Origin of the sequence: Mesorhizobium sp. (assembly GCF_041661565.1) — a bacterium.
Classification (GTDB): Bacteria; Pseudomonadota; Alphaproteobacteria; order Rhizobiales; family Rhizobiaceae; genus Mesorhizobium.
Window position 1 is genome coordinate 1 of sequence record NZ_JBAZUD010000196.1, and the last position, 7,493, is coordinate 7,493.

The following is a 7,493-nucleotide window of genomic DNA, read 5'->3' on the forward strand; positions in this document are numbered from 1 at the left end:
AAATGGTGCGTTCCTTCGCCGGCGTCGTCGCGAAGGCCGCAACCTGCTTCACCGGTCCGATCAGCTGGATCAGATTGGTGATGTAATACGGCCCGATATCCAGCACCGGCCCGGCGCCGGGCTGGAAAAAGAAATCCGGATTGGGGTGCCAGTGCTCCATGCCGTGACCCATGACATGGCAAGTGCCGCTGGTGATCTTGCCGAGCCTGCCCTCATCGATCAGCTCACGAACCAGCTGGTGCGCGCCGCCGAGAAAAGTGTCGGGCGCCGAGCCGATGCGCAGCCCCTTCTTCTGCGCTCGCGCCTTCAGGTCCTGGCCCTCCTTGAGCGAGAGCACGAACGGCTTTTCCGAATAGACGTGCTTGCCGGCGTCCAGCACCTGTTTCGACACCTCATAGTGAACCGCTGGAATGGTCAGGTTGACGATGATGTCGATGTCGTCCGCCCTGAGCAGCCCGTCGACCGTTTCGGCGCGCAGTGCGAATTCCTTGGCCCGCGCCCTGGCCGCGTCCATGTTGATGTCGGCACAAGCGCGCATCTCGATGCCGCGAAACAGCGGCGCCAGCGAAAAATACGCCTTCGAGATGTTGCCGCAGCCGATGACGCCGATACCCAGTTTCCTTGCCATGCCGGTTGCTCCTAATAGGTCTTGGCGGCGGCGAGCGAACGACGGGCGAAGCGCTCCATGTCGTTCGGGTTGTCGTGTTCCATGACGTAGTACTTGGCGCTGCTGTTGGCGCGCAAGGTCTTGATCAGGCCCGCCCAGTCAATCGTGCCGTGGCCGACATCCGACCAGCCATCCTCGTCCAGGCCTGCGCCCGCGCCGGCGATGTCCTTGACATGGACGGCGGCGATGCGCTTGCCGTATTTCTCGATCCACTGCAGCGGATCGTCGCCGCCGCGCACCACCCAGGCGACGTCCATTTCCCAGCCGATGTCGGGCGCCGCGGCGAAGATCAGATCCTGCGGCATCGAACCGTCGGCAAGTTTCTTGAATTCGAAATCATGGTTGTGCCAGGCAAAACCATAACCCGCGCTTTTGGCGGTCTCGCCGACCTTCGCCAGGCGCTCGCCGAGGGCGCGCCAGCCGGCGGCGTCCGACGGCCGCGCCTCGGGCAGCAGGTAGGGGCAGATCAGCAGCTTTATGCCGAGTGTGTCGGCTGTCCTGCGCACGCCGTCGAAATCGCTTTCCAGCGCGTCGATCGAGAAATGCCCGGTCGGCATGGCGAGGCCGTTCTTGTCGAGTTCGGCGCGGAAGGCCTTGGGATCGACGTAGACCCCGCCGAAGCCCTCGACCTGGGTGTAGCCGAGCTTGCCGAGCGTGGCCAGCACGCCCTCCCAGGGCTGGAAATTGCGGGCGCTGTAAAGTTGGAATGACCAGTTCATCGTCTCTGTCCGTTCTGCTTGGGATGGTGGGGTTACATGCGGGTGCCGGTTTGGCTGTCGAACAACGAGGCGCGGGCGGGATCGAAGCCGATCCGGATCGGATCGCCGTTGCGCAGCGTCTTTTCCGCTTCGACACGGAAGGAAAAATTGTTGCCGCCGAGCTTCGTCCACACCAGCGTGTCGGAGCCCATCGGCTCGACGATCTCGACAGCGGCATTGATGGCGAAGGGCATGGCGTTCGCCGCCTCGCCGAAGGCCACATGCTCGGGCCGGATGCCGAAGACGCCGGCCCCGCCAGCGCTGCCCGCCGAGTCGAAGGCGTAGCGGTCGAGCGGAATGGATACGTCGCCGGCCTTGAAGGCCATGTCCGTGCCAGGCACCACCTGCCCGTCGAGGAAATTCATCGCCGGCGAGCCGAGGAACCCGGCGACAAAGCGATTGACCGGACGGTTGTAGATCGTCTGCGGCGCATCGAGCTGCTGGATGACGCCGCCTTTCATGACCGCGATGCGGTCGGCCAAGGTCATCGCCTCGATCTGGTCGTGGGTCACGTAGATCATCGTGTTGCGCAGCTTGCGGTGCAGCAGCTTGATCTCGACGCGCAGTTCGGCGCGCAGCTTGGCGTCGAGGTTGGACAGCGGCTCGTCGAACAGGAAGACATCGACATCGCGCACCAGCGCCCGTCCGATCGCCACGCGCTGGCGCTGGCCGCCGGAAAGCGCCGCCGGCTTGCGCTGCAGCAGCGGCTCGATCTGCAGGATTTCGGCCGCCCTTGCGATGCGTTTGGCGATCTCGTCCTTCGGGGTGCCGGCGACACGCAGTCCGAACGACAGGTTCTTCTCCACCGTCATCTGCGGATAGAGTGCATAGGATTGGAAGACCATGCCGATGCCGCGGTCCTTAGGCTCTTCCCAGGTGACATTCTTGCCCTTGATGAAGATGCTGCCTTCCGAGACGTCGAGCAGGCCGGCGATGCAATTGAGCAAGGTCGACTTGCCGCAGCCCGAAGGCCCGAGCAGCACGATGAACTCGCCATCGGCGACATCGAGATTGAGCGTCTGAAGCACGGTCACCGCGCCGAAACTCAACGACAGGTCCTGGATCGACACGCTGGTACCGGTCTCGGCCATATCCATCACCCTTTCACCGCGCCGGCGGCGATGCCGCGCACGAACCATCTTCCGGAGACGAAGTAGATGACCAAGGGAACTGCCGCCGTCAGGATGGTGGCCGCCATGTTGACATTGTACTCTTTCACGCCGGTCGTGGTGTTGACGATGTTGTTGAGCTGTACCGTCATTGGCCAGTTGGACCTGCCCGCAAACACGATGCCGAACAGGAAGTCGTTCCAGATGCCGGTGACTTGCAGGATAACGGCGACGACCGAGATCGGCACCGACATCGGCAGCATGATGGAGAAGAAGATGCGCCAGAAGCCGGCGCCGTCGACCCGCGCCGCCTTGAACAGTTCGCCCGGCAGGGCCGCATAGAAATTGCGAAACAGCAGCGTCAGGATCGGCATCCCGAAGATCGTGTGCACGATGATGATGCCGGGAAGGGTCGCGAACAGCCCGACCGAACTCAGTCCGATGATCAAGGGATAGATCACCACCTGGTAAGGCACGAAGGCGCCGAAGACGAGCAGGCCGAACAAAAGGTTGGCGCCCTTGTAAGGCCAGAAGGTGAGCGCGTAGCCATTGATCGAAGCGCAGACGATGGAGATGGCCACGCTGGGCAGGGTGATCTTCACCGAATTGTAGAAGCCTGGGCTGAGACCGTTGCAGTCGCGGCCGGTACAGGCATGCAGCCAGGCGTCGGCCCAGGGCTGAAAGGTCGGCTCGAGGGGAAGGCTGAAAAGATGTCCAAGCCTGATCTCCGGCATCCCCTTCAAGGAAGTCACGATCATGATGTAGACCGGGATGAGGAAGAACAGCGCCGCGACCACCAGGAAGGCATGGATGCCGATGCGGCCGGCCGATATCCGCCGTGGTTTCGGGCCGAAAGGCGTGGTGCCAGCCTGGTCCGAAGGTGCTTGCATCGCATTCGCGACAGCGCTCATGTGGCTGCCTCCCCCCGGCGTTTGCGCCGCCACAGGACAAGTCCGCTGAAAGCCAGCACGACCAGCACCGGCAGCAGCATCATCGTTGCCGCCGCCATGCCCTGCCCGACATTCTGCCGCACGGTGATGAGCTGGATGACGTAGACGGCCGGCATCGACGTGGCGATGCCGGGACCGCCGCCCGTCATGGCGATGACCAGGTCATAGACGCGCACAACGCCGACGCACTGGAGAACGAAGGCGGTGGCAAACGAACCCCTCATCATGGGCGCCACGATGGAGACATGCGTGCGCCAGGTTGGGATACCGTCGACCCTGGCAGCCTTCCAGATCTCCTCGTCGACGCCGCGCAGGCCGGCAAGCAGGATCGCCATTGTCACGCCCGAGCCTTGCCAGATCCCGGCCACCACCAGCGCGTACAGCGCGGTGTCGGCACTGACCAGGGGGGCGAAGCTGAAGCTCGACCAGCCCCAGTTGCGCATGGCCGCCTGCAGGCCGAGGTTGGGATCGAGCACCCATTGCCAGACCAGGCCGGTGACGATCAGCGACATGGCGAAGGGATAGAGGAAGATCGAGCGGAACAGGTCCTCCTGGCGGATACGCTGGTCCATGAAAACGGCAAGCAGGTATCCGAACACCATGTTGCAGGTGATGGACATCAGGCCGAAGAACCAGATGTTGTTGACCGAGACCAGCCAGCGATTGTCGGCCCAAAGGCGCCTGTACTGCGCCAGGCCGACGAAATCATAGGCGGGGAACAGCTTTGAACTGGTGAACGACCAGAGCACCGAGAAGCCGACTCCGATCACGAACACGCCGACGGCCACGAGGATCATCGGCATCGTGCCTATGACGGCGGGCAGGTGGAATCCGCGTCTCCAGCTTTTGTGCATCCTCGGTCTTCTCTCCGCTCCACCGACCCACCGGATTGTCCGCCGATGGGACACCGGCCTTCCGCTCCGCCATCGTGCGAACCGACGATCGTCGGCCCCTCGCTCTATCCGCGGCTTGCCAAGATGGGATCGAGGCACAACCGTAAGGGCGGCGCCTCGACTATGGTTCGTTTCCTAGTCGGAATTGCCAACGATGGTGGCGAACTTCGCGGTGGCGTCGTCAGCGGTCATGGTGTCATCGGCGAAGAATTGCGCGACGAGTTCATTGATCTGCTGATTGGTGTTCTCGGTGATGAACCGGTTCGTCGCGGTGACGATGTTGGCCGGGTCTTCCACCGCTTTCAGCGACTTCTGCATGCACGGGTCGGCGGTCGACATGTCGACATCGCCACGCACCGGCATCGAACCCTTGGCATTGTTGAAAGCAACCTGGACCTCGGGGCTGATCAGCAGCGCCGCCAGACGCTTCTGCGCCGCCTCGACATCCGCATTGTCTTGTTTGAAGAAGACGATGATGTCGCCGTCGGTGCTGACCACCGGCTTTGCCTCGTTCAGCCCGATCATGCAGCCGAAATCCTTGACGCCGGTCATGCCGGCAGCCGCGAATTCGCCGCGCGCCCAGTCGCCCATCACCTGAAGTCCGGCCTTGCCGGTGATCACCAGATTGGTGGTGTCGTTCCAGTTGCGGTTGGCGTAGCCATTGTCGCTGAATTGCTTCAGGGCCCTCAGCTGCGTGAAGACGCCCTTCATTTCGGCTCCGCCGGCAATGTCGGCGCTCTTCTTTGTATACATCTCGTCGCGCTTGGCCACGCCCAGCGCCTCGGTGACCATGTCCTGGAACAGCAGCTGGATCTGCCAGCCATTGCCGTCGCCGCCGATGGCGAAGGGAATAAGGCCCGCCTCCTTGATCTTGGGTGCGACCGCGATGAACTCGGCCAGGTTCTTCGGCTCCGGCACCCCCGCCTTCGCGAAGACCGGCTTGGAATACCAGGCCCAGTAATTGGAATGGATGTTGACCGGGACGCACCACCAATGGCCGTCGACAAGGCAGGCGCCGCCGATCGCCTTCGGGCGAATGACTTGATCCCACTTGCCGGCGGTCGCGATATCGGTGAGGTCGAGCAGCTTGCCGCCCGAAATCAGCTCCTCGTACTGCCGGCCAGGATTGAACTGAGCCGCACCGGGAGGATCGCCGCCCAGCACGCGCTGCATCACGGTCGAGCGAGCGGTTTCGCCGAGCGCGATCGCGCTGTCCACCCATTTGTCGCCATGCCCGTCATTGTCGAACGCCTTCGCGAATTGCGAGACCGCGGCCGACTCACCCTTCGAGGTCCACCAGTGGATCACTTCCACATCGGCGGCGGCGGCCGGACCGGCAAACTGCAGCGCGGTCGACACCGCCAGCGCGGCGGTCACAAATCTGTATCGCATTTCGGTTCCTCCCAGAATCTGAAACGTTACAGATTTTGGATACTGGAATTGCGTGAACTGCGCAACCCCCTTGCCTGAGCAACTCCAACGTTGTTGGAGCCTTGGACAAGCTCGGTGTGATGTTGCATCGCAATATCGAATGCTTCGCTGCAAAAAATCAAAACCGCAGCCTGAACTCGGCGAAAATCCCCAGGTACAGTGATTTCCCATGGAATCCAATGGGTTTGGCGGAAAGCCACTTTGACCTGCTCGCAGGCCGTGAGCGCCAAACGCTGGCTATCTGTAACGTTTCAGTATATGGACCGTGGATAGGGGTTGGACTGCATTTCTCGGGGTGATGGCGGCGATTGCCGACCTGCCTTACGACCTGCTATGCGCCTGACGGGCGGGATGAATGGACAGACATCGCACGGAAAAGAACGAGACGAAATCGGCGCAAGGGCGGCCGACATTGAAGATGCTTGCCTTCATGACCGGGCTGGGCGTCACCACGGTGTCGCGTGCCTTGAAGGACGCGCCGGAAATCGGCGCCGAAACCAGGCGTCGGGTGCAACTGGTGGCAAAGCAAATCGGCTACCGGCCGAACCGGGCCGGCGTGCGCCTGCGCACCGGCAGGACCAACGTCATCAGCCTGGTGCTCAACACCGATCGCGAGATCATGAGCTTCGTCTCGGACATCATCTACGGCGTTTCGGAAGTGCTCGCCGAAACGCCCTATCACCTGATTGTCACGCCCTATTCGCGCTCGCAGGATCCGATGGAGCCGATCCGCTATCTCGTCGAGACAGGCTCGGCGGACGGCGTGATCATCTCGCGCACGCAGCCCAACGATCCCCGCGCCCGCTACATGCTGGAGCATGGCATGCCCTTTGCCACGCATGGCCGCACGGAGATGGGTCTCGTCCATCCCTACCATGACTTCGACAATCACGCCTTCGCGATGGGAGCCGTTCGCCGGTTGGCCAGCATGGGCCGGCGCAGGCTGGCGCTGCTCTCGCCGCCGCCCGGGCTGACCTACCATGCCCATACGGTGAACGGCTTTGCCGACGCGCTGAGCGAGGTCGGCGCCAGCGAAATCCCGTTCAACACCGTCTCGATCGACAACACGATCGAACAGATCAGGACGAGGACCGCGCAATTGATGCGCCGCGATATCAGGCCGGACGGCTTCGTCAGCAGCGCCGCGGCCGCGACACTCGCCCTTGTCGCCGGCATCGAGGATGCCGGCCTCGTGCTTGGCCGCGACGTCGATGTGGTGTCCAAACAGTCGGCGGACCTGCTGCACCTGTTTCGCAGGGAACTGCTCGTCGTCAATGAGAACTTCCGGATGGCCGGCGCCGAGCTTGCCCGCTCGGTGCTCGGCTTGATCGGCGGCGCGGAGCCCGGCACCCTGCAGAGGCTGGTCGTCGCCAGCGACGTTCAGGCGTTCAGCCCGCCGGCCGCCGTTTAGAGAGTGCCCCCCGAGGTCTAGCCGGCCGCGCCGCTGCCCCACGGCCCATGGAACGCGCCCTGCTCGCCGATGCGCTCGAAGCCGTGCGCGCCGAAGAAATCGCGCTGCGCCTGGATCAGGTTGGACGTGCCGCGGCCCTGGCGATAACTGTCGAAATAGGCCAGCGCGGACGACAGCGCCGGCACCGGCGTGCCAGCCTCCGACGCCTTGGCGACGACGCGCCGCAGCGATGGATGCGCCTCCTGCATCAAAGCGATAAAGGCCGGCGCCATCA

Annotated in this window: 7 protein-coding genes and 1 pseudogene; 1 reads left to right on the forward strand and 7 read right to left on the reverse strand. The window is 63.2% G+C overall.

Going from position 1 to position 7,493, the window contains the following annotated elements:
* From WC739_RS23535 to WC739_RS23560, 6 genes are all read right to left on the reverse strand, one after another.
* Positions 1–628, reverse strand: a 628-nt coding sequence (locus WC739_RS23535) for a Gfo/Idh/MocA family protein (protein ID WP_372955397.1), incomplete at its 3' end; no start/stop codon positions are given.
* Positions 629–639: 11 nt separating this feature from the next.
* Positions 640–1,386, reverse strand: coding sequence for a sugar phosphate isomerase/epimerase family protein (locus WC739_RS23540; RefSeq protein ID WP_372955398.1), 747 nt, complete (start codon positions 1,384–1,386; stop codon positions 640–642).
* A gap of 32 nt (positions 1,387–1,418) precedes the next feature.
* On the reverse strand, positions 1,419–2,516 hold the full coding sequence (locus WC739_RS23545; RefSeq protein WP_372955399.1) for an ABC transporter ATP-binding protein: 1,098 nt from the start codon (positions 2,514–2,516) through the stop codon (positions 1,419–1,421).
* Between the two features lie 5 nt (positions 2,517–2,521).
* The gene (locus tag WC739_RS23550) at positions 2,522–3,445 is read right to left on the reverse strand and encodes a carbohydrate ABC transporter permease (protein WP_372955400.1); all 924 of its coding nucleotides are present in this window, start codon (positions 3,443–3,445) and stop codon (positions 2,522–2,524) included.
* Entirely contained in the window at positions 3,442–4,338 is an 897-nt protein-coding gene (locus WC739_RS23555) for a carbohydrate ABC transporter permease (protein WP_372955401.1), read from the reverse strand. Before WC739_RS23555 ends, WC739_RS23550 begins: the two co-directional genes overlap by 4 nt.
* Before the next feature lie 174 nt (positions 4,339–4,512).
* Positions 4,513–5,769 (reverse strand): ABC transporter substrate-binding protein, encoded by a 1,257-nt coding sequence (locus WC739_RS23560; protein WP_372955402.1) that lies wholly within the window; start codon positions 5,767–5,769, stop codon positions 4,513–4,515.
* A gap of 394 nt (positions 5,770–6,163) precedes the next feature.
* Here WC739_RS23560 and WC739_RS23565 point away from each other — a divergent pair, with 394 nt between their 5' ends.
* The gene (locus tag WC739_RS23565; protein WP_372955403.1) at positions 6,164–7,219 is read left to right on the forward strand and encodes a LacI family transcriptional regulator; all 1,056 of its coding nucleotides are present in this window, start codon (positions 6,164–6,166) and stop codon (positions 7,217–7,219) included.
* Between the two features lie 17 nt (positions 7,220–7,236).
* Here WC739_RS23565 and WC739_RS23570 read toward each other — a convergent pair.
* Positions 7,237–7,493, reverse strand: a pseudogene (locus WC739_RS23570) (NADP-dependent phosphogluconate dehydrogenase); the annotation flags it as partial.

Coding starts and splice junctions, on each gene's coding strand:
- WC739_RS23540 (WP_372955398.1), bottom strand. CDS start 1,386: ATGAACTGGTCATTCCAACTTTACAGCGCCCGCAATTTCCAGCCCTGG.
- WC739_RS23545 (WP_372955399.1), bottom strand. CDS start 2,516: ATGGCCGAGACCGGTACCAGCGTGTCGATCCAGGACCTGTCGTTGAGT.
- WC739_RS23550 (WP_372955400.1), bottom strand. CDS start 3,445: ATGAGCGCTGTCGCGAATGCGATGCAAGCACCTTCGGACCAGGCTGGC.
- WC739_RS23555 (WP_372955401.1), bottom strand. CDS start 4,338: ATGCACAAAAGCTGGAGACGCGGATTCCACCTGCCCGCCGTCATAGGC.
- WC739_RS23560 (WP_372955402.1), bottom strand. CDS start 5,769: ATGCGATACAGATTTGTGACCGCCGCGCTGGCGGTGTCGACCGCGCTG.
- WC739_RS23565 (WP_372955403.1), top strand. CDS start 6,164: ATGGACAGACATCGCACGGAAAAGAACGAGACGAAATCGGCGCAAGGG.